Source organism: Streptomyces sp. NPDC002057 (genome assembly GCF_040296665.1).
GTDB lineage: Bacteria > Actinomycetota > Actinomycetes > Streptomycetales > Streptomycetaceae > Streptomyces.
In genome coordinates this window covers 174,971-200,709 of sequence record NZ_JBEOXR010000011.1, presented here as the reverse complement: position 1 = coordinate 200,709, position 25,739 = coordinate 174,971, and the positions used below count along the sequence as shown (strand labels likewise).

22 protein-coding genes are annotated in these 25,739 nt (G+C 72.1%); 15 read left to right on the top strand and 7 right to left on the bottom strand.

Translation table 11 applies throughout. The features are described 5' to 3' along the window. Positions 1-69: 69 nt before the first annotated feature. Positions 70-399 carry a hypothetical protein gene (locus tag ABT129_RS12740; protein ID WP_502981736.1) on the bottom strand — a complete coding sequence of 110 codons (330 nt, stop codon included), beginning with the start codon at positions 397-399 and terminating at the stop codon, positions 70-72. 164 nt (positions 400-563) lie between these two features. Then, on the bottom strand, positions 564-1,346 hold the full coding sequence (locus ABT129_RS12735; RefSeq protein ID WP_351900123.1) for a DUF8842 C-terminal domain-containing protein: 783 nt from the start codon (positions 1,344-1,346) through the stop codon (positions 564-566). A 216-nt stretch (positions 1,347-1,562) separates the two neighbouring features. Between ABT129_RS12735 and ABT129_RS12730 the strand changes: the two genes are divergently transcribed. From ABT129_RS12730 to ABT129_RS12720, 3 genes are all read left to right on the top strand, one after another. Beyond that, complete coding sequence (locus tag ABT129_RS12730; protein ID WP_351900122.1) at positions 1,563-2,165, top strand: LysM peptidoglycan-binding domain-containing protein; 603 nt, start codon at positions 1,563-1,565, stop codon at positions 2,163-2,165. Positions 2,166-2,336: 171 nt separating this feature from the next. Continuing rightward, the gene (locus ABT129_RS12725) at positions 2,337-3,611 is read left to right on the top strand and encodes a glycosyltransferase family 4 protein (protein WP_351900120.1); all 1,275 of its coding nucleotides are present in this window, start codon (positions 2,337-2,339) and stop codon (positions 3,609-3,611) included. A gap of 90 nt (positions 3,612-3,701) precedes the next feature. After that, positions 3,702-4,688 (top strand): helix-turn-helix transcriptional regulator, encoded by a 987-nt coding sequence (locus tag ABT129_RS12720; RefSeq protein ID WP_351900118.1) that lies wholly within the window; start codon positions 3,702-3,704, stop codon positions 4,686-4,688. On the opposite strand, the gene ctaD is transcribed toward ABT129_RS12720, so the two are convergent. Next, entirely contained in the window at positions 4,627-6,339 is a 1,713-nt protein-coding gene (ctaD, locus tag ABT129_RS12715; RefSeq protein WP_351900117.1) for an aa3-type cytochrome oxidase subunit I, read from the bottom strand. The two genes, ABT129_RS12720 and ctaD, sit on opposite strands and share 62 nt — an antisense overlap. A 311-nt stretch (positions 6,340-6,650) precedes the next feature. On the opposite strand from ctaD, the gene ABT129_RS12710 reads away from it, so the two are divergent. Beyond that, positions 6,651-6,866 (top strand): I78 family peptidase inhibitor, encoded by a 216-nt coding sequence (locus ABT129_RS12710; protein ID WP_351900115.1) that lies wholly within the window; start codon positions 6,651-6,653, stop codon positions 6,864-6,866. Positions 6,867-6,969: 103 nt separating this feature from the next. On the opposite strand, the gene ABT129_RS12705 is transcribed toward ABT129_RS12710, so the two are convergent. Next, positions 6,970-7,785: a phosphatase PAP2 family protein gene (locus ABT129_RS12705; protein WP_502981735.1), complete on the bottom strand. Its 816-nt coding sequence runs from the start codon at positions 7,783-7,785 to the stop codon at positions 6,970-6,972. Between the two features lie 471 nt (positions 7,786-8,256). Here ABT129_RS12705 and ABT129_RS12700 point away from each other — a divergent pair, with 471 nt between their 5' ends. Continuing rightward, positions 8,257-10,005 carry an MFS transporter gene (locus ABT129_RS12700; RefSeq protein WP_351900113.1) on the top strand — a complete coding sequence of 583 codons (1,749 nt, stop codon included), beginning with the start codon at positions 8,257-8,259 and terminating at the stop codon, positions 10,003-10,005. 42 nt (positions 10,006-10,047) lie between these two features. On the opposite strand, the gene ABT129_RS12695 is transcribed toward ABT129_RS12700, so the two are convergent. Next, positions 10,048-10,482 carry a cell division protein SepF gene (locus ABT129_RS12695; protein ID WP_351900112.1) on the bottom strand — a complete coding sequence of 145 codons (435 nt, stop codon included), beginning with the start codon at positions 10,480-10,482 and terminating at the stop codon, positions 10,048-10,050. Between the two features lie 323 nt (positions 10,483-10,805). Here ABT129_RS12695 and ABT129_RS12690 point away from each other — a divergent pair, with 323 nt between their 5' ends. After that, positions 10,806-12,056 (top strand): DUF5685 family protein, encoded by a 1,251-nt coding sequence (locus ABT129_RS12690; protein WP_351900110.1) that lies wholly within the window; start codon positions 10,806-10,808, stop codon positions 12,054-12,056. Positions 12,057-12,113: 57 nt separating this feature from the next. Here ABT129_RS12690 and ABT129_RS12685 read toward each other — a convergent pair whose 3' ends face one another. Both ABT129_RS12685 and ABT129_RS12680 read right to left on the bottom strand, forming a co-directional pair. Beyond that, positions 12,114-13,091 (bottom strand): ABC transporter substrate-binding protein, encoded by a 978-nt coding sequence (locus ABT129_RS12685; protein WP_351900109.1) that lies wholly within the window; start codon positions 13,089-13,091, stop codon positions 12,114-12,116. Beyond that, positions 13,088-13,585: a GNAT family N-acetyltransferase gene (locus ABT129_RS12680; protein WP_351900108.1), complete on the bottom strand. Its 498-nt coding sequence runs from the start codon at positions 13,583-13,585 to the stop codon at positions 13,088-13,090. The genes ABT129_RS12685 and ABT129_RS12680 overlap by 4 nt, the downstream gene beginning before the upstream one ends. Positions 13,586-14,109: 524 nt before the next feature. On the opposite strand from ABT129_RS12680, the gene ABT129_RS12675 reads away from it, so the two are divergent. The 9 genes from ABT129_RS12675 (at position 14,110) to adhE (ending at position 25,669) form a co-directional block, all read left to right on the top strand. Continuing rightward, positions 14,110-14,967 (top strand): amino acid ABC transporter permease, encoded by an 858-nt coding sequence (locus tag ABT129_RS12675; RefSeq protein WP_351900106.1) that lies wholly within the window; start codon positions 14,110-14,112, stop codon positions 14,965-14,967. Next, entirely contained in the window at positions 14,964-16,769 is a 1,806-nt protein-coding gene (locus tag ABT129_RS12670; protein WP_351900105.1) for an FAD/NAD(P)-binding protein, read from the top strand. Before ABT129_RS12675 ends, ABT129_RS12670 begins: the two co-directional genes overlap by 4 nt. Positions 16,770-16,891: 122 nt before the next feature. Then, on the top strand, positions 16,892-17,794 hold the full coding sequence (locus tag ABT129_RS12665) for an amino acid ABC transporter permease (RefSeq protein ID WP_351900104.1): 903 nt from the start codon (positions 16,892-16,894) through the stop codon (positions 17,792-17,794). Then, positions 17,791-18,600, top strand: coding sequence for an amino acid ABC transporter ATP-binding protein (locus ABT129_RS12660; RefSeq protein ID WP_351900102.1), 810 nt, complete (start codon positions 17,791-17,793; stop codon positions 18,598-18,600). The genes ABT129_RS12665 and ABT129_RS12660 overlap by 4 nt, the downstream gene beginning before the upstream one ends. A gap of 58 nt (positions 18,601-18,658) precedes the next feature. After that, positions 18,659-19,633: an ABC transporter substrate-binding protein gene (locus ABT129_RS12655; RefSeq protein ID WP_351900101.1), complete on the top strand. Its 975-nt coding sequence runs from the start codon at positions 18,659-18,661 to the stop codon at positions 19,631-19,633. Between the two features lie 134 nt (positions 19,634-19,767). After that, positions 19,768-20,802 (top strand): LLM class flavin-dependent oxidoreductase, encoded by a 1,035-nt coding sequence (locus ABT129_RS12650; RefSeq protein ID WP_351900100.1) that lies wholly within the window; start codon positions 19,768-19,770, stop codon positions 20,800-20,802. Continuing rightward, complete coding sequence (locus ABT129_RS12645) at positions 20,799-22,106, top strand: NtaA/DmoA family FMN-dependent monooxygenase (RefSeq protein ID WP_351900098.1); 1,308 nt, start codon at positions 20,799-20,801, stop codon at positions 22,104-22,106. Before ABT129_RS12650 ends, ABT129_RS12645 begins: the two co-directional genes overlap by 4 nt. Positions 22,107-22,111: 5 nt before the next feature. Further along, positions 22,112-22,930: a DUF1684 domain-containing protein gene (locus tag ABT129_RS12640; RefSeq protein WP_351900097.1), complete on the top strand. Its 819-nt coding sequence runs from the start codon at positions 22,112-22,114 to the stop codon at positions 22,928-22,930. Positions 22,931-23,074: 144 nt separating this feature from the next. Next, positions 23,075-25,669 carry a bifunctional acetaldehyde-CoA/alcohol dehydrogenase gene (gene adhE / locus ABT129_RS12635; protein WP_351900096.1) on the top strand — a complete coding sequence of 865 codons (2,595 nt, stop codon included), beginning with the start codon at positions 23,075-23,077 and terminating at the stop codon, positions 25,667-25,669. Positions 25,670-25,739 lie beyond the last annotated feature (70 nt).

Below are 25,739 nucleotides of genomic sequence, written 5' to 3'. Positions count from 1 at the left end.
GAGGAGCCCGGGTGTCACCCAGCGCCCCGGCCCTCCGCCGTTCCCCCGGTCTGTCCCCGGCGACGTCTCTCAGAAGCCCCTGCGGGGCCCCGGCGGCAGCGCCGGCCGGGTGTGCGCGGGGGGATGCTGCGCCGACCACGCCGTCGGATGCGCCGCCGTGTACCGCTGCCCCTGCCCGGCCCCGTGCACGCCCGTGCTCATGGCCGTGCCGAAGGCCCGGAAGGTCAGCTCCTCCTCGCCGCTGCGGTCACCCGGCAGCGTGCGGAACGACCTCCGGTACTCCGAGTACAGGGCGTCGTAGATCGGCGTGGGCGAAGGGCCCGCCGCGACGTCCTGCGCGGGGCGCATCGAAGGGATCTGACTCGGATACGGCTGGGGGAAGGGGTCGTATGCGTGCACGTAGGTGCCAACGACACCGCCGCCCGTCGGATGCGGGCGGCTCTCCGAAAGCGACGCCCGCCGGGGACGCGGCACGGCCGGAGCCCCCCGCCCCGCGGAGCCCGAGGGCACCGCCGGTACGCCGGGGACCCGCGTCCACCCTATGCCCGGCCGGCCGTCGTACATCAGGTACCGGCCAGCGGCATCGCGGCGGCGACCAGGCGCCCGTTCGCCGCGGCCTTCTCCAGCGCGTCGCGCAGCAGGTCCTCGCGCGGCTGCTGGCCGATGGAGCCCACCGGGGCGGCGAAGACCAGCACCGTGTGCGACTTGTTGGCCGCCGCGCGCCAGCCCTCGGTGACCTGGAGCGGCTGGTGCGCCTGCCACCAGGCGGCCTGACCGGCGCCGCCGGGACCCGGCTGGAGGACGGAGTGCAGCTGGCCCATGGCGACCAGGACCGACCAGCCCGGCAGCACCGCCGGCTTCGCGTTCAGGTCCATGATCTGCTGGAAGCCCTGGTCGGCCAGGAGCGGCAGGAACTCGTCGGTGAGACCGTCCGAACCCGGACGGGCCACCGGGGCGGTCGGCTCCACGACGAGGGCCGGGTGCAGCTCGCCCTCGATCAGGACGAGACCGCTGGTGACCCCGAGCACGGCCTGCTCGGGGTGGGCGGCGGACAGCGCGTCGGCGGCGTCCGAGGCCGTGATCGAGGCGACGGCGCCCTGCAGCTGCTCCTCGGCGACCCGGACGACCTGCGACGGAATGCAGCTGGCGTGGGCGAACGCGAGGACCGCGGTCTCGTCGCCGACGAACAGCACCGTGCTGGTGCGCTCCTGCTCGGAGTCCCCCTGCGTGCGGCAGGAGGTGCAGTCGTAGCTGCCCGGGGCGTTGTCGCCGGCGAGCAGCCGGTCCGCTTCTTCGTCGCCGATCTCGGCGCGTACGTCCTCGCTGACGTCGAGCATGCGCGGCACGGGGGGCTCCCTGGACTCGGTACGGGGGGACGCCGGGCCGTTCCCGGTCGCCTCATGCCGAGTTCAACGGGTCAGGCTCGGCCGGGGTCACGCGCGGAAGCGAGGCAAGTTCCACCGGCTCGTGCGGAAGGCCGGGTGACTCCGACCGGGTGGGGTGTGAACAGTGTTCCGCGCGGCACGGGGCGGGGGTGCCGGAGGGCTGCCTAGCCTGCCCCGATGTCGAAGATCCGATTTTGGACAACCGGTTCCCTCGTGGCGGCGTCCGTCTCCGCGCTGCTGACCCTGTCCCCGGCCCCCGCCCGGGCCGCGGACCTGCCGGAGGGGCCCCGGAACACGTCCGCCGTGCTCCAGGACCTCTCCGACGGGATTCGCACGGCCGCCGCCGTGCCCTCCTACCCGTGCGCGAAGGACCAGTGGCCGTGGGGCTGCGTCGCCGAGTGCGAGAGCAGCGGGAACTGGCACATCAACACCGGCAACGGCTTCTACGGCGGACTCCAGTTCTGGCACCCGACCTGGGTCGAGTTCGGCGGACAGAAGTACGCCCTGCGCGCCGACCTGGCGACCCGGCAGCAGCAGATCACCATCGCCGAGGAGGTGCTCCGCGCCCAGGGGTGGGGGGCCTGGCCCGTCTGCTCCAAGCGGTACGGGCTGAGCGGCCGCGTCCACACCGTCCAGAGCGGCGACACGCTCAGCTCCATCGCCCGCCGCTTCGGGACCAAGGGCGGCTGGAAGGCGCTGTACGCCGCGAACCGCAGCCTGATCGGGGCGGACCCGAACCGGGTCGTCGTCGGCATGATGCTGCGGCTCGACCCGCTCTGACCCGGAACGCCCGCCCGTCCGGGGGCGGTCGGCGGCGCGGCCGGGGGACGGGCGACCTGACGGAGAACCGGGCGCCCGCCCCCGGCCCGGCTACCGCCCGTGAGCACCCGCCCGTCACCGGCAGTACAGTCGAGCGACCGATCAACTGACCGGGGGGAACCGGCAGCTACGATGCGCATCTCCTTTCTGCTCCACAACGGCTACCACTACGGCGGCACGATCCGGACGACGTTCACCCTCGCCGAGGAACTGGCGGGACGTCACGAGGTCGAGATCGTCTCGGTGTTCCGCCACCGCGACCGCCCGCTCCTCGGCCTGCCCGCCGGGGTGACGCTGCGCCACCTCGTCGACCTGCGCAAGGACAGCCCCGGATACGACGGCGACCACCCCGACTTCCACCGCCCCGCCGAGGTCTTCCCGCGCGGCGACGGACGGTGGAGGCAGTACAGCGCCCTCACCGACGCCCGCATCGGGGAGCACCTGCGCGGAGTGGAGGCCGACGTCCTCGTCGGCACCCGCCCCGGGCTCATCGCGCACCTCACCCGCCAGGCCCGGCGGGGGCCGGTCCTCATCGGTCAGGAGCACCTGATACTGGACGGCCACAGCTACCGGCTGCGCCGGGACATCGGCCACGAGTATGCGCTCCTCGACGCCGTCACGACCGTCACCGACGCGGACGCCCGCGCCTACCGGAGGCTGGGGCTGTCCGGCGTACGCGTCGAGTCCGTGCCCAACAGCGTCCCCGCGCCCCCGGTGGGGCCCGCCGACCCCGCGGCGAAGACCGTCGTCACGGCCGGCCGGCTGACCCGCGTCAAGCGGTACGACCTGCTGATCGACGCCTTCGCGGAGGCCACCGCCGACCACCCCGACTGGAAGCTGCGGATCTACGGCACCGGTGACGCCGTCCAGGACCTCAAGGCGCCGCTGGCCCGGCAGATCAAGGACCGGGACCTCGGCGAGCGGGTCTTCCTCATGGGCTCGGTGACCCCGCTCGAACCGGAGCTGGTCAAGGGCTCGATCGCCGCCGTGGCCTCGGAGCGCGAGTCCTTCGGCATGACCATCGTCGAGGCGATGCGCTGCGGGCTCCCGGTGGTCTCCACCGACTGCCCGCACGGGCCGGGCGAGATCATCGAGGACGGGGTCGACGGGCTGCTCGTGCCGGTCGGCGACGTGGCCGCGTTCGCCCGTGCGCTGCGCCGGCTGATCGAGGACGAGGAGCTGCGCGCCAAGACGGCGCGGGCGGCGCTGGACGCGTCCGAGCGCTTCGACCCGGCCCGGATCGCGGCCCGGCACGAGGCGCTCTGGGCGGAGCTCGTGGAGCGGGGCGCGAGCCGGCGCACCCATCCGCCGGGCCGGGTGACGCTGCATCGCGGGGTCGGCCGGGCCGTCGACGCGGTGTACAGCCTGAAGGCGAGGGTCGGCCGACTGGTCCGCCGCTTCCGCTGACGCCGGGGGCCGCGTCGGGGGACACCGGGCCGCCGAAATCTCCCGTATCGCGGACAGAAGTCGTCCGCGAGTGCTGGCAGACTCGGCGCCATGTTGGAGACCTCCGCACGGCTCTTGCGTCTGCTCTCGCTGCTCCAGGCCCACCGGGAATGGTCCGGCCCCGATCTCGCCGACCGGCTCGGGGTCACGCCCCGCACGGTACGGCGGGACGTCGACCGGCTGCGGGAACTCGGGTACCCCGTGAACGCGAGCCCCGGCACCGGCGGCGGGTACCAGCTCGGCGCGGGTGCCGAGCTGCCGCCGCTGCTCCTCGACGACGAGGAGGCCGTGGCGGTCGCGGTCGGCCTGCGCGCCGCCGCCGGGCAGGGCGTCGAGGGCATCGGCGAGAGCTCCGTACGGGCCCTGGCCAAGCTGGAGCAGGTGCTCCCCGGACGGCTGCGGCGCCGGGTGAGCGCCCTGAACGCCTTCACCGTGCCGATGATGCGTACCCCGCGCGAGCGGATCGACCCGGCCGTGCTCACCGAGCTCGCCAACGCCTGCCGGGACACCGAGCGGCTGCGTTTCGATTACCGCGACCACGGCGGCGCCGCCACCCGCAGGACCGTCGAGCCGCACCGCCTCGTGTGCAGCGAGCGGCGCTGGTACCTGGTGGCCTGGGACGTGGACCGGGCCGACTGGCGCACCTTCCGGGCGGACCGGATCGTGCCGACGCCGCCGCACGGCCCCCGCTTCCCGCCCCGCGAGCCGCCCGCCGAGGATCTGGCCGCCTATGTGGCGAAGGGCGTGTCCACCGGCGCGTACGCGACCGAGGCGACGATCCGGCTGCACGTGCCGCTCGCCGAGGCCGCCGCGGCCGTCGGCGCCGCCGACGGCGTCCTGACCGCGGACGGGGAGGACGCCTGCCTGCTGCGCACCGGCGCCCACAGCCTCGACGTGATGGTGATCCACGTGTCGCTGATCGGCTTCGAGTTCGAGGTGCTCGATCCGCCGGAGCTGGTCGAGCGGGTCCGGGCGCTCAGGGACCTTCTGTCCCGGTCCCTCGACCGGTCGGCCGGTGCTCCGGCGGAGGGCTCGTGATCCGCATCCGCTCGTAGGCCGCGAACTCCGGGTGGTGCAGGTCGAAGGCGGGTGCCTCGGAGCGGATCCGGGGCACGGCGTCGAAGTTGTGGCGGGGCGGCGGGCAGGAGGTCGCCCACTCCAGGGAGCGGCCGAAGCCCCAGGGGTCGTCCACGTCGACCTTCGTGCCGTACCGGGTGGTCCGCCACACGTTGTAGAGGAACGGCAGCGTGGAGGCGCCGAGCAGGAAGGCGCCGATGGTGGAGAGGGTGTTGAGCGCGGTGAAGCCGTCCGCCCACAGGTAGTCGGCGTACCGCCGGGGCATGCCCTCCGCGCCGAGCCAGTGCTGTACGAGGAAGGTCAGGTGGAACCCGGTGAAGAGGGTCCAGAAGTGGACCTTCCCGATCCGCTCGTCGAGCATCCGGCCGGTGAACTTGGGCCACCAGAAGGAGAAGCCGGCGAAGGTGGCGAAGACGACCGTGCCGAAGACCGTGTAGTGGAAGTGGGCCACCACGAAGTACGAGTCGGTGACGGCGAAGTCCATCGGCGGCGAGGCGAGGATCACGCCGGTCAGGCCGCCGAAGAGGAACGACACCAGGAAGCCGACGGACCACAGCATCGGGGTCTCGAAGGAGAGCGATCCCCGCAGCATCGTCCCGGTCCAGTTGAAGAACTTCACCCCGGTGGGCACCGCGATGAGGAACGAGAGCAGGGAGAAGAAGGGCAGCAGCACCGCGCCGGTCGCGAACATGTGGTGGGCCCAGACGACGACCGAGAGGCCGGTGATCGTCATGGTGGCGGCGATCAGCGTCGCGTACCCGAAGATCGGCTTGCGGGCGAAGACCGGGATGATCTCGCTGACGATCCCGAAGAACGGCAGCGCGATGATGTAGACCTCGGGGTGGCCGAAGAACCAGAAGAGGTGCTGCCAGAGCAGCGCGCCCCCGTACTCGGGCTGGAAGACCAGGGTGCCGAGGCGCCGGTCCGCCTCCAGGACGAGCAGCGCCGCCGCGAGGACGGGGAAGGCGAGGAGCACCAGGATCGCGGTGAAGAGCACGTTCCAGGTGAAGATCGGCATCCGGAACATGGTCATGCCCGGTGCCCGCATCCCGATGATGGTGGCGAGGAAGTTCACCGAGGCCAGGATGGTGCCGAAGCCGGAGAGGGCGAGGCCCATGATCCACAGGTCGACGCCGACGCCCGGTGAGCGCTCCAGGCTGTTGAGCGGGGCGTAGGCGGTCCAGCCGAAGGCGGCCGGGCCGGACGGGGTGAGCAGCGAGCCCAGCACCATGAGGCTGCCGAAGAGGAACAGCCAGTACGAGAACATGTTCAGCCGCGGGAAGGCGACGTCCGGCGCGCCGATCTGCAGCGGCACCAGTTCGTTGGCGAAGCCGGCGAAGGTGGGGGTGGCGAAGAGCAGCAGCATGATCGTGCCGTGCAGGGTGAAGGCCTGGTTGAACTCCTGGTTCGAGATCAGCTGCAGTCCGGGGCGGGCCAGCTCGGCGCGCATCAGCATCGCCAGGATCCCCCCGACGAGGAAGAAGACGAACGAGGTCACCAGGTAGAGGTGGCCGATCTTCTTGTGGTCGGTGGTGGTGAGCCAGTCGATCAGGACCCGGCCCTGCTGTTGCCGGGCCGATTCGACGGTCGCGGTCGCTGTCCCGACACCCATCCCGTTGCCTCCGCCTCGCCGTCGTCCCGGCTCCGCGTCTCCGGGCGTTCGGACAGCGTAAGCATTGTGTAAGGGAAGAGTGAGCGGCTCGCGTGCGCGTCGCCGAGACAATTCGGGGCGTGCGGTGCGGGAAGCGGGAATTACCCGCGTCCTATCGGTGCTTCCGCTTCCTTCGTACGAACTGCTGGATGTCGTTCGGAATTACTGGAGAAGCGGCCGGAAACGGTCCCTCCGAGTGACGGGGGGCATGCCAAACATATGTCGAGAACTTGTGACACAAGCGTGACCGCGAAGGGACTAACGTGAGGGCCATGGCACCCACATCGCGCACTCCCGAACCGCCCCGCGACCGCCCCGAGTCCTATGTGGGCCTCGACGCGGAAGGCGCCGCACGCCTCGCCAGGACGCGGGGCTGGAGCACCGTCAGGTCGCTGCCGCCCGGTGCGATCGTCACCATGGAGTACCTGGTCGGACGCATCAACTTCGAGGTCGAGGACGGCACGGTCACCCGCTCCTGGGTGGGCTGAGGGCTCCCGGGGGAGCCCGGGGCACGTCGTGTCCGAGCACGCGGAAGGGCCCCGGCCGACATCGGCCGGGGCCCTTTCCCGTACGTGAGGGGCGTGCTCGCGGTCAGCCGCGGGTCGCCGGGGCGCGGCGGCCGGCCACTCCCACCTTCTCCCGGACCGGCTCCTCCGACCCGGCCGGACGCGGCGGGAAGAACCCCGGACGCGGACCGCCCGAGGCCACGGGCAGCGAGGGCACCAGACGGCGGCGGTCCCGCAGCCGGTCCCGTACCCGGTCGCGCGCGGCGAGGATCCACGACTCCGCCACGGCGATGACCGGCTCGCACCAGGGCAGCGCCAGGAGCACGAGAAGCCCGGCGGCCCAGCCCAGGAGCACGTCGCTCAGCCAGTGCGTGCCCAGGTAGACGGTGGTGAGTCCGACACCGAGCGCGACGACGGCGGAGAGCGCGGAGAGGTAGCGCCTGGCCCGCGGGGTGGTCGCCAGGTAGGCGAGGATGCCCCAGGTCACGACCGCGTTGGCGGTGTGACCGGAGGGGAATATGTCGCCGCCCGCGAAGAGCTCGGCAGAGCCGACCTGGGTCGCGTAGTGGGGTCCGAGGCGGCCGAGTCCGAGCTTGACCGCGCCGACCGAGACGTTGAGCAGCAGAAGAGCGGCGCCGAGACAGAGCAGTGGCCGCAGGGTGTGCTGGCGCCAGGAGCGCCAGCCCAGCCATGCGGCCACCATGACGGCCGTGGGGCCGCGCTGACCGAGGACGACGTAATAGTCGAGGAAGCCGTGGATCTCCGGCCACTGCTGGTAGGGCCGGAAGAGCATGATCTTCCAGTCGAGGGTCACCAGCCACGTCGAGAGCAGCACGGCGACGACCATGACGAGATAGAACGCCGACGTCCCGCCGAAGAGGGCGAGACGCGTGCGGGTCATCCGCGGGACCTCTATCTTCGGCGGTTCCGGCTCCCGGTCCAGCCGGGCAAAGATGTCGGTACGCACCCAATCGACGTTACAGGGAGTGAGAAGCCGACCCGGTCGATCCGGTCCCTTCGTGATGTTGATGTGATGTGGAGTAGGTCTCAGTGGCCGTCCTATTTCAGGCGTCCGTCGGGAAATCCGATGACCTTCGGCTCTATTGCCGGTGGGGTGATTCCGGAAGGGTGTTTGAATGCCGGGGAATTGCTTCAAACGCGCGTCCGTACGGAATTCCATGCGACGCGCGGGGCCGCCCGAGTGGCGTACGCCACACCGCGAGGCCCGCCGGGGTGAGAGCTGCACCACGCGCTCGGGGCTTGAACTCGCGTACGCTGACGGCTCACTCGCCCGTCGATGCCGGGCCGCCCCAGGGGCATAAGCCCTGGTCGGGGCCCGCCGAGCGCGAGAGCTTCACTGGGAGGTACGTACATGTCGCGGACGAACACGGCCCAAGGACGACCCCGTGCCGCAGCCGGCGGCGGAGCCAACCGCTGGGTCGTCCTTGTCGTCCTCTGCGTCAGCCTCCTCCTGGTCGCGCTCGACGCGACCATCCTCCACGTCGCCGTCCCCTCGCTCACCGAGGACCTGCGCCCCAGCTCCACCGCGCTGCTCTGGATCGTCGACGCCTACCCCCTGATCTGCGCCTCGCTCCTGATCCTCTTCGGCACCCTCGGGGACCGGGTCGGGCGGCGCAGGATCCTCCTCCTCGGTTACGCGCTCTTCGGCATCGCCTCGGCGGTCGCCGCGCTCGCCACCGAACCCTCGGTCCTCATCGCGGCCCGCGCGCTGCTCGGCGTCGGCGGCGCCATGATCATGCCCGCCACGCTCTCCATCCTCCGGGCGGTCTTCCCCGACCGGAGGGAACGCGCCACCGCCATCGGCATCTGGACGGCGGTCGCCGCGATCGGGGCCGCCGCCGGACCGGTCCTCGGCGGCTTCCTCGTCGAGCACTACTGGTGGGGCTCCGTCTTCCTCATCAACATTCCGCTGATGGCGCTGATCCTGCCGCTCGGCCGCCGCCTGCTCCCCGAGTCCCGGGGCGCCACCGACGGCCCCTGGGACGTCCTCGGCGCGCTCATGGCCGCCGCCGGTGTGCTCGGCTGCGTCCTCGGGGTCAAGCGCGCCGGAGCCGGCGACCCGCTCCTAGCCCTCCCGACCGCCGGGCCGCTGCTCCTCGGCGCCGCGCTCCTCGTCCTCTTCGTACGACGGCAGAAGCGGCGCTCCCACCCGCTGATCGACATGCGGCTCTTCTCCCGGGCGGCCTTCACCACCTCGGTCGGCTGCATCGTCCTCGCCATGCTGGCCCTGGTCGGCCTGGAGCTCATCGCCGTCCAGTACCTCCAGCTGGTCCTCGGCCTCAGCCCCCTGGAGACCGGGCTCCGGCTCCTGCCGCTGACCTTCGCCGCCATGGCCGCCGGCGCCACCGGCTCGTACACCCTGCGCAGGATCGGACCGCGCCGGATGGTCGGCTGGGGCTTCGTCCTGACGGCCGCCGCCGTGCTGCTGCTCACCTTCATGGGGCAGCACGACCGGCCGCTGCTGCTCACGGTGGGCTTCGTGCTGCTCGGCTTCGGCCTGCAGACCACGCTCTTCTCGGCGTACGAGTCGATGCTCAGCGAGGCGCCGCAGCGCAGCGCGGGCGGCGCGGCCGCGATCGGCGAGACCTCGTACCAGCTCGGCGCGGGCATGGGCATCGCCCTGCTCGGCAGTGTGATGAACGCGGCCTACGCCCCCGGGCTCTCCGCGGTCCCCGGGGTGCCGGAGGAGGCGAGCCGGGCCGCGGCGAACTCGCTCGGCGAGGCCTATCAGGTCGCCGACCAGCTCGGCGGCGCGGCCGGCGGCGCTCTGCACCAGGCCGCCCGGCACGCCTTCGTGGACGGGCTGCACCTCACGCTCTTCGTGAGCGCCGGGCTGCTGCTCCTCGGCGCGGTGATGGCGAGGCGGCTGCCCCGGGTGATGGAGTGCCCGGTGGATCAGGAGGAGAGCGCAGAGACGGTCGAGGGCGCCGGGACGGGCGGGACCGTCGAGACGGGGAAGGCGTCCGGGGCGGCGGTGTCCGCCGAGGCGTTCGAGCCGGGGCCCGCGAAGCTCTCCGCACGCGCCGAACCGTCCGAGCCGCGGGTGCCCGCGACCCGGGAGGCGATCGAGTCCGCCGGCTCGGGGCGTCCGGTGCACTGACCCGATCCCTCGGGGGTGCCCGGCCGGGACCGGCGGGCCCGCTCAGCTCTGGTTGAAGAATCCGTCCTGGGTGCGCCGGTGCGTCTCGCCGGTGACGATCTGGGTGTCGGCGGGGGTCAGCAGGAAGACCCGCGTCGCCACGCGCTCGATCGAACCGCGCAGACCGAAGGCGAGACCGGCGGCGAAGTCGACCACGCGCTTGGCGTCGTTCGGCTCCATCGCGGTCAGGTTCACGATCACCGGAACACCGTCCCGGAAGAGCTCGCCGATGCCCCGGGCGTCCCGGAAGCCGTCCGGGGAGACGGTGGCGATCCGGCGGCCCCGCTCCTCGGCGGTGTCCGTGGCCACCCGGACCCGGGGGTCCGTCACCCAGGCGTCGCCGCCCTCGGCACCGTCGGCGTACTCGTCGTCGTAGTAACGCTCGTCGTTGTCCTCGACGAGTCCCAGCCAGGCACTGGCCTTGCGCACCGATCCCATGGACGCCTCCTTTCAGCGCGGTCACTTGTGGTTCCGCATTTCCCTATCGTCCTTCATCATGCGGATCGCGCGCCAAGTGGATAGTCGGCGCGCAGAGGATTCGTGACGGTACTGGTGCAGAACGTGAGCACCGTTTGCTGGCGATTCGTCAGGAAACTTACGGTATGCGGGGCCTGAGGGAGGGCCATGTAGCTGAAAATATGAAAGTCGGGCCGGAAGGGTGACGATGGGCGCGTACGGGTGAACGGACCGCTCGCTACGATGCCGCGAAGCCGCCCGGCGGCCCTTCATGCGGCCCAGGCCCAAGACTCACGGGGGAGTCCTTGTTCGGAATCGTCAGACCCTGCACCCATCGGCTCACCGACGGACTCAAGGTCGAGTGGATGGCCCACCTCTGCGGCCTCTGCCTGGCACTCCGCGCCGACCACGGGCAGTTCGCCCGGGTCGTCACCAACTACGACGGGCTCATCGTCTCGGTCCTGACGGAGGCTCAGACCGGCGCGGTGGCGAGCGGACGGCGCACCGCCGGACCCTGCCCGCTGCGGGGGATGCGGACCGCGCCCGTGGCCCGCGGCGAGGGCGCCCGGCTCGCCGCCGCCGTCTCGCTCGTCCTCGCCTCCGCCAAGGTCCGGGACCACGTCGCCGACCGGGACGGCCTGTTGGCCCGGCGGCCCGTCGCCGCCGCGGCCCGCCGGGTCGCCCGCTCCTGGGACAGGGCCGGAGCCAGGACCGGCCGCGCCCTCGGCTTCGACACCGCCGTCCTCGTCGACGCCGTCGACCGCCAGACCGGGATCGAGGCCCTCGCCGGACCCGGCACCTCCCTGCTCGCCGTCACCGAGCCGACCGAGACCGCGACCGCCGCCGCCTTCGCGCACACCGCCGTCCTCGCCGGACGGCCCCGGAACATGGAGCCGCTCGCCGAGGCGGGCCGGCTCTTCGGCCGCCTCGCCCACCTCCTGGACGCCGTCGAGGACCAGGCCGCCGACGCGGAGGCCGGCGCCTGGAACCCGCTCACCGCGACCGGCACCTCCCGCGAGGAGGCCCGCCGGCTCGCCGACGACGCGCTGCACGGCATCCGTCTCGCACTGAAGGACGCCGAGTTCACCGACGGCACCCTGGCCCACGTCCTGCTCGCCCACGAGCTGCGGAGTTCGGTGGACCGCGCCTTCGCCACGACGACCTGCGCGCACGGGACGCCGGGGCCGGGGCAGGGGCCCGTACCGGGCAACCCGTACGCCGGCGGGGGCGGGGCCCCCGGGCCGTACGACCCCTACGGGGGCGGCGGGAACCCGTACGGGGGCGGCGCCGGCGGGCCGGGCGGAGGCGGCGGACCGGGCGGGCCCGGCGGGCTGCCGCCGCAGTTCGGCGGCGGCGCCCCGCAGGCCCCCAAGCCGCGCGGCTTCCTCGCCGGGTGCGCCATGTTCACCTGGCTCTTCTGCACCTGCCAGATCTGCTGCGCCAAGGAGTACGAGGGACCCTGGTCCCGCAAGAAGCGCGAGGGCTGCTGCCAGAACTGCGACTGCGGCAACGGTGACTGCGGCGGCTGCGACTGCTGCTGCCCCTGCGACGGCTGACGACCCGTCGGCCCGGCGGAGGTCCGTCCCCGCCGGGCCGACGGGCCCGCGTCGCCGCTACTTCTTCGGCGCCGGGATCTCCGGGGGCGAGATCTGCGACGTGGCGATGCCCGAGGCCTCCACGCCCCACTTCTTCAGGATCCGGTCGTACGTCCCGTCCGCCTTCAGACCGTTCACCGCGGCCTGGAAGGCGGGCGCGAGCGTGGTGCCCTTCTTGAAGGCGAAGCCGACGTCGAGCCGCCGGTACTCGTTGAGGAACTTCACGTTCTTCTGCTGCGTCACCGCGTACCGCAGACCGTTGATCGTGTTCATCACGACATCGCTGCGGCCCTGCTGGAGCGACATCCAGACCGCCCCGGTCTCGCTGAAGACGTTCACCTCGTACGGCTTCTTGCCGCTCGCGGCGCAGCGGTCCTTGTTCGCCTCCAGCGTCCGCTCGAAGGTCGTGCCCGCGTTCACGGCCACCTTCAGACCGCACAGCTGCGTGAGGTCGGTGACCGCCGTCAGCGGGCTGTCCGCCCGGCTCGCGAAGCCCTGACCGTCGTTGATGTACGTCACGAAGTCGATGACCTTGCGCCGCTCCTCGGTCACACCGAAGTTGCCGGTACCGACGTCGTACTTGCCGCTGCCGAGCGCCGGCAGGATCGCCTCGAAGCCGACCACCTCGCGCTTCAGCTCCAGACCGAGCGACTTCGCCACGGCCGCCGCGAAGTCGGCGTCCACCCCCACGACGGTCTTGCCGTCGGGCAGGTACGTCGAGCTGGGCGGGGTGGCGACCGAGGAGGCGATCGTGAAGCTGCCCCGCTGCCGGACGTCGGCGGGGAGCAGCTTCGCCGCCGCCTCGTTCTTCCCGACCCCCGACACCACGTCCTCGGCCGGGAGCGCGCCCTTCGCGGCGGCCGGGGCGCCCGACGCCCCGGCCGGGGCCGTCGCGGGGTCGCCCCCGGAGCAGGCGGTGAGGACGAGGGCGGCGCCGGTGATGAGGGCGAAGGTGAACGTGGTGCGTGCGGTGCCGGAACGCGTGCGCGTGGTCATGGCTTCGGGTTCTCCAGGAATTTCTCGAACGGCAGCGGGCCGATCGATTCGGGATCGGCGGACACGTCGAAGAGCGGGCGGTAGCCGCTCGCCAGGTAGAGGCCCCTGGCCTCCGGCTGACGCGGTCCGGTCGTGAGGTAGATGCGGGAGTAGCCGCGGGTGGCGGCCTCCCGTTCGAGCACGGTCAGCACGCGCCGGGCGAGTCCGCGCCTGCGGTGCGCCGAGTGGGTCCAGATCCGCTTCAGCTCTGCGGTGTCGTCGTCGTAGCGGCGGTACGCGCCGCCCGCCACCGGCCGGCCCTGCTCCAGGAGGAGCAGGAAGGCGCCGTGGGGAGGGGCGAACTCCTCCGCCGGGTAGCGGCTCAGATCGTGCGCGGAGCCGTACCGGGTCGTGTACTCGTGCGCCAGCTCGTCGAGGAGCGGGCGCGCCAACGGGTCGTCGGCCGTGGTCCTGCGCACGGACAGCGCGGACTCACGGCTGGGCGTGAGAGGCATGTGTCTCTTTCGGGCGAAGAGAACGAGGAGAGGCGAGAGCGAGGAAGGCGGAGAACGAGGGGAGTTCTGAGGCTCAGTGCCGCGCACGTGAAGGAGCCGCGGAGGACGTCATGAAGGACGTCCCGGGCAGGGGTGCGCACAGGGGAGGAACAGGCGAAGACGCAGAGGGTCGGCTCAACAGGAAGAGGACCACACGCGACCGAAGTCGATGTGGGAGCGCGTGACCAGCTGCTGCGGATGCATGGCCCCAGTGGAACAGGCATCCGTTTCCCCGTCAACCACGATGAGACGAACGGCTCATATTCCGGACGGACTTGACAAGCCTCCGCTCGACGGCCGTAGCCTCACAGGGCGGACATCGGGCTGAGGGGCCCGCATCCGCGCTCATTGCCCGCCGTGCGTGTGAAGGCGCACTCCCGGACGAACGCCTCCGTGCGTTCCCGGTGCACTCCCGGACGGACGCCCCGCGCGTCCCCCGTGCACTCCCGTGTTCGATCCGCCCCCGGCATCCACGGAGCCTTCGCATGTCGACACCCCTCGCCACCCTCAGCAAGACGGCCCAGGCCCCACCGCCGGCCGAACCGCCCCTCCGTGTCGTCCCCACCCGCCGCGCCGGGCAGTGGACCGCCGCGGGCCTCGTCCTCGTCCTGCTCGCGCTCGGCCTCGTTTCGGTGGTCCGCAACAAGGCCTTCCAGTGGGACGTGGTCGCCGAGTACTTCACCTCCGCGTCCGTCCTGCGCGGCCTCGGCCTCACCCTGTGGCTGACGGCCCTCGTCATGGCGCTCGGCTTCGTCCTCGGCACCCTGCTCGCCGTTCTCAGACTCTCCGACAACCCCGTTCTGCGCGCGGTGAGTTGGGGGTACGTCTGGTTCTTCAGGTCCACGCCGATCCTGGTCCAGCTGCTCTTCTGGTTCAACATCGGCGCGCTCTACCCGCAGATCCTCGGCGTGAACACGGTCAACCTCCTCGGGCCCGTCTCCGTCGCCGTCATCGGCCTCACCCTGCACGAGGCCGCCTACGCCGCCGAGGTCGTCCGCGGCGGCATCCTCTCCGTCGACCGGGGCCAGATCGAGGCCGCCGAGTCCCTCGGGCTCGGCCGCCGGCGCCGGCTCTCCCGGATCGTGCTGCCCCAGGCCATGCGCGCCATCGTCCCGCCGGCCGGGAACATGCTGATCGGCACCCTCAAGGGCACCTCGATCGTCTCCGTGATCGCCGTCCAGGACCTGCTCTACTCGACGCAGCTCGTCTACCACCGCACGTACGAGGTCATTCCGCTGCTCCTCGTCGCCACGCTCTGGTACGTCGCCGTCACCTCGGTCCTCAGCCTCGGCCAGTACTACGTCGAGCGGTACTACGCCCGCGGCACGGCCGGTGCCCGATGAGCGTCCACCCGTCGATCGTCATCGTGGGCGCCGGGCCGCGGGGGACCGGCTTCCTCGAACGGCTCGCCGCCAACCTGCCCGAGGTCTACGGCGACGGCCGCCTCGACATCCACCTCGTCGACCCGCACCCGGCCGGCCCCGGCCGCATCTGGCGCACCGAACAGTCCCCGCTGCTCTGGATGAACTCCCAGGCCGAGGACGTCACCATGTTCACCGACGAGACCGTCGAGCTGCGGGGCCCCGTCCGGCCCGGGCCCACGCTCGCCGAATGGGCCGGCATCGACGGCCGCACCTTCCCCACCCGCCCCCAGCAGGGCGCCTATCTGCGCTGGGTGTACGAACGGGCCCTGGCCGCCCTGCCCGCCACCGTCACCGTCCACGAGCACCGCACCACCGCCCTGCGGATCGGCGGCCCCCGCGAGGGGCGCCAGCGGGTCTGGCTGGAGGGCGACGCCGTGCCCCTCCTCGCCGACCTCGTCGTCCTCACCGTCGGCCACCTCGACGCCGAGCCCGACCCGGAGCAGCGGTCCCTGGCCGACTTCGCCGCCCGCCACGGCCTCCTCCACCTGCCGCCCGACTTCACCGCCGACACCGACCTCGACGCCCTGCCCGCCGGCGAACCCGTCCTCGTCCGCGGCTTCGGACTCGCCTTCGTCGACCTGATGGTGCTGCTCACCGAGGGCCGCGGCGGACGGTACGAGGGCGAGGGCGACGCGCTCGTCTACGTCCCCTCCGGCAAGGAGCCGGTGCTGCACGTCGGATCGCGGCGGGGAGTCCCGTACCACTCGAAGATCGGCTACGCCCTCGACGGCGAACGGCCCCCGCTGCCCCGCTTCTTCGGCACCGAGCAGACCGACGCCCTGCTGCGGCGGAACGGGCCCGTCGACTTCCGGCGCGACGTGTGGCCCCTCATCGACAAGGAACTCGGCTGGGCCCACTACCACCGGCTCTTCTCCACCCACCCCGAGCGGACCACGCTCGCCTGGAGCGACTTCGAGCGGGCCTACGAGCAGGCACCGCCGCGCGGGGCCGAACTCGCCGCCCTGGTCGGCGCCGCCGTCCCCGACCCGGCCGACCGCCTCGACCTGGACGCCCTCGACCACCCCCTGGACGGCGTCCGCCACGCCTCGGGAGAAGACCTCCAGCAGGGCCTGCGCGACTACATCACCGCCGACCTGACCCGGCGTCACGACCCGGCCCACAGCTCCGACGCCGCCGTCTTCGCCGGCCTGCTGTCCGTCTACGGCCAGCTCCTGCGGCTCGGGGACCGCGTCGACCCCGGCGTCTGGTGGCACGGCTTCTTCAGCTACCTCGCCTCCGGACCGCCCGGACCCCGGCTCCACCAGCTCCTCGCCCTGTCCCGGGCCGGCGTCGTCCGCTTCCTCGGCCCGCAGGTCACCGTCGAGACCGACGAGGAACACGGACTCTTCCGCGCCGCGTCCGCCGCCGTACCCGGGGAGTGGACCGAGGCCCGCGCCCTGGTCGAGGCCCGGCTCCCCGACCCCACCCTCGAACTCACCGGCAGCCCCCTCCTCCGCGCCCTGCACGAGGAGGGCGCGCGCGCCACCGCCAGCGGACTCCTCGTCGTCGACCCCGTCGACAGCCGGGTCCTGGAGCGCGACGGACGCCCGCACCCGCGCCGCTTCGCCCTCGGCCCGCACACCACCGCCCGGGCCGGAACCGCCTTCACCCGGCCCCGTACCGGCGGGGTCGCCTTCGGGCAGAACGACGCCACCGCACGGGCCGCGCTGACCTTCCTGCGCGACCAGGAGTGTCGTATCCCGGCCCCGCTGAGCGCCTGACCCCCGCCGCGTCTCCGGCCGCGTCCTCCGCCGCCCGGCCCCGCCGCACCTCCGGCACTCCGGCCCACGCCGCACCCTCCGCCGCCCCGACCCTCCGCCGCACCCTTCTCCGAGGAACCGCCATGTCTCTCACCAGCGATCCACCCGCCACCAAAGGCGTCGTGAAGGACCCGCCCGCCACCACCGCGCCGGCGGCCCCGGCCGAACTCGTGGTCGTTCCGGTCCGCCATCCCTGGCGCTGGGTGGCCGTCGCCGTCACCGCGATCCTGCTCACGCAGTTCCTCCACGGGCTCGTCACCAACCCCGGCTGGGAATGGGACGTCTTCGCCGCGTTCTTCACCACGGAGACGATCCTCCAGGCGGTCTGGGTCACCCTCCAGCTCACCTTCTACGGCACCGCGCTCGGCTTCGCGATCGGCATCGTGATCGCCTTCATGCGCCTGTCCGCCAGCCCGTTCCTGCGGTCCGTCGCCTTCGGCTACATCTGGGCCTTCCGCTCCATCCCGCTCATCGTCCAGCTGCTCTTCTGGTTCAACCTCGCCTACCTCTACAAGGAGCTGAGCATCGGCATCCCCTTCGGGCCGAGCTTCCTCTCCTTCGACACGATGGGCCTGGTCGGCGAGATGAGCGCCGCCGTCCTCGGCCTCGCCCTGCACCAGGCGGCCTACGCGGCGGAGATCGTCCGGGGCGGTGTACTCGCCGTGGACGAGGGCCAGTTGCAGGCCGCGGCCTCCCTCGGCATCCCCCGGCTCCGGCAGGTGCGGCGGATCGTGCTGCCGCAGGCGATGCGCTCGATCCTGCCCAACGCCGCCAACGAGATCATCTCGCTCTTCAAGGGCACCTCGATCGTCTCCGTCATGGCGATCGGCGAACTCTTCTACCAGGTCCAGGTCGTCTACGGCCGCAACGGCCAGGTCGTCCCGCTCCTGATGGTCGCCACCGCCTGGTACGTCCTGCTCACCACCGCGCTCTCCGTCGTCCAGCACTACGTCGAACGCCACTACGCGAAGGGGAGCGTCCGATGAGCTCCGTCACCACCGCAGACCCGGCCGCGGAGGCCGCCGGCACGGACACCGCCAAGGTCGAGGTCCGGGGCGTCCACAAGAACTTCGGCCCTCTCCACGTCCTGCGCGGCATCGACCTCGACGTCCGCGCCGGCGAGGTCACCGTCGTCCTCGGCCCCTCCGGCTCCGGCAAGTCCACCCTCCTGCGGACCATCAACCACCTGGAGAAGGTCGACAGCGGCACCGTCAGCGTCGACGGCGTCCTCGTCGGCTACCGCCGCTCCGGGAACAAGCTCTACGAGCTGCGCGAGCGGGAGATCCTCAAGCAGCGCACCCGGATCGGCTTCGTCTTCCAGAACTTCCACCTCTTCCCGCACCTCACCGTCCTGGAGAACATCGTCGAGGCCCCCGTCTCGGCCCTGAAGCGCCCCCGCAAGGAGGCCGAGACCGCGGCCCGGGCCCTCCTGGAACGCGTCGGCCTCGCCGACAAGGCGGAGGCCTACCCCAAGCAGCTCTCCGGCGGACAGCAGCAGCGGGTCGCCATCGCCCGCGCGCTCGCCCTCGAACCCGGCCTGCTCCTCTTCGACGAGCCGACCTCCGCGCTCGACCCCGAGCTGGTCGGCGAGGTCCTCGACGTCATCAAGGACCTGGCCGCCTCCGGCACCACCATGATCGTCGTCACCCACGAGATCGGCTTCGCCCGCGAGGTCGCCGACACCGTGGTCTTCATGGACGAGGGCCGGATCGTCGAGCAGGGACCGCCGGCCGAGGTGCTCGACGCCCCGCGCCACGAGCGCACCCGCGCCTTCCTCTCCAAGGTCCTCTGACCCCTTCCTCCCTTTCCTCTCTCTCCTTCACCTTCTCTCACGCACAGGAGCACCGATCATGAAGACCCGTCGCACCGTCCTCACCGCCCTCGCCTCGCTCACCGCCCTCGGGCTCCTCACGGCCTGCGGCTCGGGCGACGCCGCCACCAACGAGATCAAGCCCGAGGGCAAGAAGGGCAACGGCATCAACGTGAGCCCGGAGCAGAACCGCATCCACACCGCCAAGGTCGACGCCATCGCCGCCAAGCTGCCCGCGGCCGTACGCGAGAGAGGCACGCTCGTCCTCGGCGTCTCCGCGACAGGCAATCCGCCGCTCGCCTTCCGCGCCACCGACGACAAGACGCTGATCGGCGTCGAGATCGACCTCGCCACCCTGGTCGCCGACGCCCTGGGCCTGAAGCCCGAGTTCAACCCGGTGTCGTGGGAGAACCTCTTCGTCGGCCTCGACAGCGGCAAGTACGACGCCGTCTTCTCCAACGTCACCGTCACCGAGGAGCGCAAGGACAAGTACGACTTCGCCACCTACCGCCTCGACGACCTGGCCTTCGAGGCGAAGAAGGGCTCCGGCTGGACGGTGAAGGGCCCCGAGGACGTGGCCGGGAAGTCGATCGCCGTCGGCTCCGGCACCAACCAGGAGAAGATCCTCGTCGACTGGTCCGCGCAGAACGAGAAGGCCGGCCGCAAGCCGGTCGACATCAAGTACTACCAGAACACCCCGGACTACTACCTGGCGCTCCAGTCCGGCCGGATCGACGGCTACCTCGGCCCGAACCCGGTCTCCGCCTACCACGTGCTCTCCGCCGGTGAGACGGAGATCGTCGGCAAGTTCTCCGGAGCGGGCGACGGCCTCCAGGGCAAGATCGCGGCCACCACCAAGAAGGACAGCGGACTCGTCGCCGCCTACGCCGCCGCCATCGACCACCTCATCCAGAACGGCACCTACGCCCAGGTCCTCAAGCGGTGGGGCCTCGACACCGAGTCCGTGACGAAGTCGGAGATCAACCCGCCCGGGCTGCCCCGCACCAAGAACTGACCGACCGCCGCCGTCCCGGGCGTCGCCCCCGGAGCGGACCGCGCTCCGCTCCGGGAGCCACCCCCGGCCCGGAGCGCGGTCCGCTCCGGGCCCCACCGCGATCCGCACCGGGATCCGCACCGAGAGAGACCCGCATGACCAGTACCCGAACGCTCCACCTCGCCGCCGAACTCGCCCCGGGCGGCGCCCCGGCGTCGACCGCCTCCGCCGACGCCAGGACCGCCGCCGCGCGCACCGTCGCGCTCGCCCGGCTCGCCGACGCCGCCGCGCTCGACTTCCTCACCCACGACGACTCCTTCGGCCGTCCCGGGCTCGACGCGCTCGCCGTCCTCGCCCGGGTCGCCCCCGAGACCCGCTCCGTCGGCCTCGTGCCGACGGTGACCACCACCCACACCGAGCCCTTCCACGTCCAGGCCGCCGTCGCCACCCTCGACTGGGTGAGCCGGGGCCGGGCCGGCTGGCGGATCGCGGTCTCACCCACCGGGGCCGAGGCCCGGCTCTTCGGCCGCCGCCCGGCCCCGGCCACCGCCGAGCTCTGGCAGGAGGCGGGCGAGGTCGCCGAGGTCTCCCGCAAACTCTGGGACAGCTGGGAGGACGACGCGGAGATACGCGACGTGGCGACCGGACGGTTCATCGACCGCCGCAAGCTCCACTACGTGAACTTCCAGGGCTCGACCTTCTCGGTCAAGGGCCCCTCGATCGTCCCCCGGCCCCCGCAGGGCAACCCGGTGACCGTCGTCGACGCCACCCTCCCCGCGGCCCGGGACACCGCGGCCCACCACGCCGACGTCGCCCTGATCAGCGCCTCCTCCGCCGAGGAGGCCGCGGCCCTGCGGGCCGAGCTGCACCAGGGGGCCCGCGCCCACGGCCGGGACCCGGGACAGCTGCGCGTCCTGCTCTCGGCGACCGTCGACCTCGACGCGTACGAGGGCGGGCCGGGGGCGCTCGCCGAACTGATCGCGGGCTGGCACGGCGGCGGGGCGGTCGACGGCTTCCACCTGGTGCCGGCCGTGCCCGAGCGGGACCTGGAGCGGTTCACCGCCGACACGGTGACCCGGCTCAGGGACCGCGGCCTCTTCCGTACGGCCCACGAGGGCACCACCCTCCGCGACCACCTGGGGCTCACCCGGCCGGTCGGCCAGTACGCCACGACGGGAGCATCCGCATGAGCACCCCCGAGGGCCGCAGGCAGATCCATCTCGCCGCGCACTTCCCCGGCGTCAACTCCACCACCGTCTGGGCCGATCCGCGTTCCCGGTCGCAGATCGAGTTCTCCTCCTTCGAACACCTCGCCAGGACCGCGGAGCGCGGCCTCTTCGACTTCTTCTTCCTGGCCGAGGGGCTGCGGCTGCGCGAGCACAACGGACGCATCCACGATCTCGACGTCGTCGGCCGGCCCGAGTCGATCACCGTCCTGAACGCGCTCGCCGCCGTCACCGACCGGCTCGGCCTGGCCGGCACGGTCAACGCCACCTTCAACGAGCCGTACGAACTGGCCCGCCGGTTCGCCTCGCTCGACCACCTCAGCGCGGGCCGGGCCGCCTGGAACGTCGTCACCTCCTCGGACGCCTTCACCGGCGAGAACTTCCGGCGCGGCGGCTATCTGGACCACGGAGACCGCTACACGCGGGCCGCCGAGTTCCTCGCCACCGCACGGGAGCTGTGGGACTCCTGGACCCCGGAGGGGGAGCAGCGCCCCTTCGCGCACAGCGGGCCGCAGTTCGGGATCGAGGGCCGGTTCACCGTCCCGCGCTCCCCGCAGGGGCACCCCGTCGTCATCCAGGCCGGGGACTCCGCCGAGGGCCGCGAGTTCGCCGCCTCGGCCGCCGACGTCATCTTCAGCCGGCACTCCACCCTGGAGGCCGGCCGGGAGTTCTACGCCGACGCCAAGGGGCGGCTCGCCCGGTACGGCCGCGCGCCCGAGGACCTGAAGATCATGCCGGCCGTCACCTACGCCCTCGGGGACACCGACGCCGAGGCGCAGGAACAGGCCGCCGAGATCCGCCGCCAGCAGGTCTCCCCGCAGAACGCGATCCTCGCCCTGGAGCAGATCTGGGGCCGCGACCTGTCCGGCTACGACCCGGACGGGCCGCTCCCGGACGTCGACCCCGACCCCGAATCGGCCCTCGTCCAGGGCCGGGTGAAGGTCGCCGACCCGGTGGCCGTGGCCAGGAGGTGGCGGGCGCTCTCCGAGGAGAAGGGCCTGTCGATCCGGCAGACGGTCATCGAGACCACCGGCAGGCAGTCCTTCGTCGGCAGCCCGGAGACGGTGGCCGCCGCCCTGGAGGAGTTCGTCGTCACGGGCGCCGCCGACGGCTTCATCCTCGTCCCGCACCTCACCCCGGGCGGCCTCGACGACTTCGTCGACCGGGTCGTCCCGCTGCTCCAGGAGCGGGGGGTCTTCCGGACGGAGTACGCCGGTACGACGCTGCGGTCGCACCTCGGGCTTCCCGAGCCCGTATGGAAAGGTTGAGCACCATGAGCACGGACAACGACACCGGCACGGGTGCGGGCACGGACCCCCGGCAGGACTGGCAGCACTGGCACGAGCAGCGTGAGGCCGCGGTCTCCTCCCCGTACGGGCCGCTCTCCCTCACGGGCACCCACTGGCTCTCGGACTTCCCGGAGGGACGCCTCCCCGCCGTTCCGGGGGAGTGGCGCGAGGACGGCGACGAGGTGCTCCTCAGCGTGGACGCCGGGGACGCGGTCACCGTCGACGGCAAGCCCTTCACCGGCACGGTCCGGCTCACCGCCGACCAGGGCCCGATCCACGAGTCCCGCGTCGAGTCGGCCGGCCGCCGGCTCGTGGTCCTGCGGCGCGAAGGGCTCTGGGCCGTACGGGACTTCGATCCCGGCTCCGCGGCCCGCGGCGCCTTCCGGGGCATCGAGGCCACCGCGTACGACGAGAGCTGGGTGGTGCCCGGTGTCTTCCGGCCGTACGAGGAGACCCGCAGCGTGCGGGTCGAGAACGCCGACGGCCGGGAGCGCGGTCTCGGGCTCGCCGGAGAGCTGGTCTTCGACCTGCACGGCGGGGAGCGCACCCTCCAGGTGGCCGTCGAGGAGGACGGCTCCCTGTGGGCGGTCTTCGCGGACGCCACCAGTGGCGGGGACAGCTACCGCTTCCGCTTCCTGCGCCCGGCGGCCCCGGCGGCGGACGGTTCGGTGACGGTGGACCTCAACCGGGCGCTGCTGCCGCCCTGCGCCTTCGCCGACCACTTCATCTGCCCGTTCCCGCCGCCCGGGAACACGCTGGACACCGCCGTCGCGGCGGGGGAGCGGCGGCTGGTCGGAGCCTGACCGCCCCCGGAAGTCCCTTTGTGAATCCATTCACAAAGGGACTTCCGGCCCCTCCCCGCAGGCCCTTTTCCGGCCCTTTTCGCAGGTCATCGGGTGTCGAATGGAGACATCAGAGAAAAAGGGACCCACGAAGGAGTGCCTGCCATGGAGACCGAGGAGATGGTGGACGGACTGGTACGGGACGCCCTCGGCGCGCTCGACCGGTTCGAGACCTTCGACCAGGAGCAGGTCGACCACATCGTCAAGAAGGCCTCGCTCGCCGCGCTGGCCGCGCACGGCGAACTGGCCCGACTGGCCGTCGAGGAGACCGGGCGCGGGCTCTTCGAGGACAAGGCCGTCAAGAACCTGTTCGCCTGCGAACACGTCACCCACTCGATGACCGGGCTGAAGACCGCCGGAGTCATCCGCCGCGACGAGCTCGACGGCATCACCGAGATCGCCGAACCCGTCGGCGTGATCTGCGCGATGACCCCCGTCACCAACCCCACCTCGACCACCGTCTTCAAGGCGCTCATCGCCCTCAAGACCCGCAATCCCATCGTCTTCGCCTTCCACCCCTCCGCGCAGCACTGCTCCGCCGAGGCCGCCCGGATCGTCCGCGACGCCGCCGTCGCCGCCGGCGCACCCGAGGGGTGCGTGCAGTGGATCGAGGAGCCCTCGATGGAGGCCACCGGCCTCCTGATGAACCACGACGGCGTCTCCACCATCCTCGCCACCGGCGGAAACGCCATGGTCAAGGCCGCCTACTCGTGCGGCAAGCCCGCCCTCGGCGTCGGCGCCGGCAACGTCCCCGCCTATGTCACCCGCAGCGGCAGGCTCCAGCGCGCCATCCACGACATCGTGCTCTCCAAGGCCTTCGACAACGGCATGATCTGCGCCTCCGAGCAGGCCGTCATCCTCGACCGGGAGGTGTACGAGGAGGGCATCGCCGAGTTCGAGCGGCTCGGCGCCCATGTCGTCACCGCCGCCGAGAAGACCAAGCTGGAGGAGTACGTCTTCGGCACCACCGCCCACGCCACGAACTGCGGCGGAGCCAAGCTCAACGCCGACGTCGTCGGCAGGTCCGCGCACTGGATCGCCGCACAGGCCGGCTTCGAGGTCCCCGAGAACACCTCGGTCCTCCTCGCCGAATGCGCCGAGGTCGGCGAGGGCGAACCGCTCACCCGCGAGAAGCTCTCCCCGGTCCTGGCCGCCCTCAGGGCCGACTCCACCGAGCACGGCCTCGAACTCTCCGCCCGCATGGTCGAGTTCCACGGCCTCGGCCACAGCGCCGCGATCCACACCGAGGACGAGGCGCTCGCCGAGGAGTTCGGCAAGCGGGTCAAGGCGGTCCGCGTCATCGTCAACGCCCCCTCCACCTTCGGCGGCATCGGCGACGTCTACAACTCCTTCCTCCCCTCGCTCACGCTCGGCTGCGGCTCCTACGGACACAACTCCGTCTCGAACAACGTCACCGCGGTCAACCTCATCAACGTCAAGCGGATCGGACGGCGCAACACCAACATGCAGTGGTACAAGGTGCCGCCGAAGATCTACTTCGAGCGGAACGCCATCCGCTACCTGGGTGAGATGGAGGGCCTGAAGAGGGTCACGATCGTCACCGACCGGACCATGGGCGACCTCGGCTTCGTCCGCCGGATCACCGACATCCTGAACGGCCGAGAGGAACCGGTCACCCTCCAGGTCATCGACTCCGTCGAGCCCAACCCGGAACTCGCCACCGTCCGGGCCGGCGCCGCCGCCATGCGGGAGTTCCGCCCCGACACCGTCATCGCCCTCGGCGGCGGCTCCCCGATGGACGCGGCGAAGATCATGTGGCTGATGTACGAGCGGCCCGAGGTCGAGTTCGCGGACACCAAGGAGAAGTTCTTCGACATCCGCAAGCGCGCCTACCGCTTCCCGAAGCTCGGCGAGAAGGCCAGGCTCGTCGCGATCCCGACCACCTCGGGCACGGGCAGCGAGGTCACCCCCTTCGCGGTGATCTCCGACCCCGAGGCCGCGCAGAAGTACCCGCTCGCCGACTACGCGCTCACCCCGGACGTCGCCATCGTCGACCCGGTGCTTCCGATGCACCTCCCGCCCACGGTCACCGCCGACTCCGGCTTCGACGCCCTCACCCACGCCACCGAGGCGTACGTCTCCGCCTACGCCAACGACTTCACCGACGGCCAGTGCCTCCAGGCGATCAAGCTGATCTTCCAGAACCTGGAGACCTGCGTGACGGAGGGGGCCAGGGCGCCCGAGGCCCGCGAGAAGATGCACAACGCGTCCACCATCGCCGGCATGGCCTTCGCCAACGCCTTCCTCGGCCTCGTCCACGCCATGGCCCACACCCTCGGCAACACCTTCCACGTCGCCCACGGCCGCGCCAACGCGCTGCTGCTCCCGCACGTGATCCGGCACAACGGCACCGTCACCCACAAGGCCGTGCCGTGGCCGAAGGCCGAGGTCTACCGGGCCCCGGAGCGGTTCCAGGAGATCGCGAGGATGCTGGGCCTGCCGGCCGGGACGCCGGAGGAGGGTGTGGAGTCGTACGCCCGCGCGGTCGAGGAGCTGCGCACCCGGTGCGGCATCCCCGCCTCCTTCCGGGAGGAGGGCGTCGACGAGGGGGCCTTCCTCGCGGCCCTGCCGCGCCAGGCGATGAACGCCTACGCCGACCAGTGCGCGCCGGCCAACCCGCGGATGCCGATGATCGACGAGATGAAGGAGCTGATGACCCGGGCGTACTACGGCGAGTAGCCCGCGGCACGGATGACGAGGAGGCCCCCGGCGCGCGCCGGGGGCCTCCTCGTGCGGGCGGCCGTCCGGA

What these genes read in the sequence shown, in the direction of transcription:
- ABT129_RS12730 (WP_351900122.1), top strand. Translation starts at nt 1,563, where the DNA reads ATGTCGAAGATCCGATTTTGGACAACCGGTTCCCTCGTGGCGGCGTCC.
- ABT129_RS12705 (WP_502981735.1), bottom strand. Translation starts at nt 7,785, where the DNA reads ATGACCCGCACGCGTCTCGCCCTCTTCGGCGGGACGTCGGCGTTCTAT.
- ABT129_RS12720 (WP_351900118.1), top strand. Translation starts at nt 3,702, where the DNA reads ATGTTGGAGACCTCCGCACGGCTCTTGCGTCTGCTCTCGCTGCTCCAG.
- ABT129_RS12700 (WP_351900113.1), top strand. Translation starts at nt 8,257, where the DNA reads ATGTCGCGGACGAACACGGCCCAAGGACGACCCCGTGCCGCAGCCGGC.
- ABT129_RS12645 (WP_351900098.1), top strand. Translation starts at nt 20,799, where the DNA reads ATGAGCACCCCCGAGGGCCGCAGGCAGATCCATCTCGCCGCGCACTTC.
- ABT129_RS12685 (WP_351900109.1), bottom strand. Translation starts at nt 13,091, where the DNA reads ATGACCACGCGCACGCGTTCCGGCACCGCACGCACCACGTTCACCTTC.
- ABT129_RS12650 (WP_351900100.1), top strand. Translation starts at nt 19,768, where the DNA reads ATGACCAGTACCCGAACGCTCCACCTCGCCGCCGAACTCGCCCCGGGC.
- ABT129_RS12680 (WP_351900108.1), bottom strand. Translation starts at nt 13,585, where the DNA reads ATGCCTCTCACGCCCAGCCGTGAGTCCGCGCTGTCCGTGCGCAGGACC.
- ctaD (WP_351900117.1), bottom strand. Translation starts at nt 6,339, where the DNA reads ATGGGTGTCGGGACAGCGACCGCGACCGTCGAATCGGCCCGGCAACAG.
- adhE (WP_351900096.1), top strand. Translation starts at nt 23,075, where the DNA reads ATGGAGACCGAGGAGATGGTGGACGGACTGGTACGGGACGCCCTCGGC.
- ABT129_RS12640 (WP_351900097.1), top strand. Translation starts at nt 22,112, where the DNA reads ATGAGCACGGACAACGACACCGGCACGGGTGCGGGCACGGACCCCCGG.
- ABT129_RS12710 (WP_351900115.1), top strand. Translation starts at nt 6,651, where the DNA reads ATGGCACCCACATCGCGCACTCCCGAACCGCCCCGCGACCGCCCCGAG.
- ABT129_RS12655 (WP_351900101.1), top strand. Translation starts at nt 18,659, where the DNA reads ATGAAGACCCGTCGCACCGTCCTCACCGCCCTCGCCTCGCTCACCGCC.
- ABT129_RS12695 (WP_351900112.1), bottom strand. Translation starts at nt 10,482, where the DNA reads ATGGGATCGGTGCGCAAGGCCAGTGCCTGGCTGGGACTCGTCGAGGAC.
- ABT129_RS12675 (WP_351900106.1), top strand. Translation starts at nt 14,110, where the DNA reads ATGTCGACACCCCTCGCCACCCTCAGCAAGACGGCCCAGGCCCCACCG.
- ABT129_RS12665 (WP_351900104.1), top strand. Translation starts at nt 16,892, where the DNA reads ATGTCTCTCACCAGCGATCCACCCGCCACCAAAGGCGTCGTGAAGGAC.
- ABT129_RS12725 (WP_351900120.1), top strand. Translation starts at nt 2,337, where the DNA reads ATGCGCATCTCCTTTCTGCTCCACAACGGCTACCACTACGGCGGCACG.
- ABT129_RS12670 (WP_351900105.1), top strand. Translation starts at nt 14,964, where the DNA reads ATGAGCGTCCACCCGTCGATCGTCATCGTGGGCGCCGGGCCGCGGGGG.
- ABT129_RS12660 (WP_351900102.1), top strand. Translation starts at nt 17,791, where the DNA reads ATGAGCTCCGTCACCACCGCAGACCCGGCCGCGGAGGCCGCCGGCACG.